General features: G+C 56.9%; 2 protein-coding genes. Both read left to right on the top strand.

Annotation, left to right across the window (positions count from 1 at the left end):
• Positions 1-471 (top strand): peptidylprolyl isomerase (locus tag A3730_RS04325; RefSeq protein ID WP_063537245.1); only part of this gene is annotated, 471 nt, incomplete at its 5' end.
• Positions 472-592: 121 nt separating this feature from the next.
• On the top strand, positions 593-1,106 hold a 514-nt coding region (gene ispH, locus A3730_RS04320), incomplete at its 3' end, for a 4-hydroxy-3-methylbut-2-enyl diphosphate reductase (protein WP_063537562.1).

The raw sequence follows: 1,106 nt of genomic DNA, 5'->3' as shown, positions 1-1,106 counted from the left end.
ATGACTGAATTACTGCGAGCAGGCCCGGAAACCCGGATTACCCTGCATTTTGCCGTGCGCCTGATGGACGGCACGGACCTGGACTCCACCTTTGATGGTGAGCCCGCCTCTTTTGTGTGGGGCGATGAGTCCCTGCTGCCGGGCTTTGAAAATGCCATTCGTGGTCTCAAGGCCGGTGATCGTCGCAGCGTTTTTCTGGAAGCCGCCAAGGCGTTCGGCGAGTATAACGAGCAGAATGTGCAGCATTTCACCCGCGACACCTTCGCCGAGCACGATTCCCTGGAGCCCGGCATGGTGCTGAGTTTCGCCGATGCGGCCGGTGCCGAACTGCCAGGCGTGATCGCCAAGGCGGACGATGAGTGGGTGATGGTGGATTTCAATCATCCGCTGGCAGGCCGGGATCTCACCTTTGAAGTGGAAATTATCGGTATCGAGCGTCACGCCCCCGAGCAGCCATTTAAAATCAGTTGATAGTTGACAGTGGAAAGTTGACAGTTAACTGAAGAGAAGTCATTGCTGGTATCGGCATTCGTTTGGCGGAAGGCCGTTGGTTTTCCGCTATCAATTATCAACTATCAACTGTCAACTGCTTATGGAAGTTCGTCTCGCTAATCCCCGTGGCTTCTGTGCTGGCGTGGATCGTGCCATCGATATCGTCAACCGCGCCCTGGAGGTATTCGGCCCGCCGATCCATGTCCGTCACGAAGTGGTGCATAACCGCTATGTGGTGGAAGACCTGCGTCAGCGAGGTGCCGTGTTTGTGGAAGAACTGCACGAAGTGCCGGACGACGCCATTGTCATTTTCAGCGCCCACGGCGTCTCCAAAGCGGTGCAGGAAGAGGCCGAGCGGCGCCAGCTGCAGGTTTTCGATGCCACCTGCCCGCTGGTCACCAAGGTGCATATGGAAGTCATTCGGTATGCCCGTGAAGGCCGTGAAAGCATCCTGATTGGTCATGCTGGCCATCCAGAAGTGGAAGGCACCATGGGCCAGTACGATACATCCTATGGGGGCGACATCTATCTGGTGGAAGACGAAGCCGACGTGGCAAGCCTGACGGTGCGCGATGAAAGCAAACTGGCTTTCGTCACCCAGACCACCCTGAGTG

Source organism: Alcanivorax sp. HI0044, from assembly GCF_001634945.1.
The sequence above is the reverse complement of the archived record's forward strand: the minus strand, read 5'-3'. Positions and strand labels throughout refer to the sequence as shown.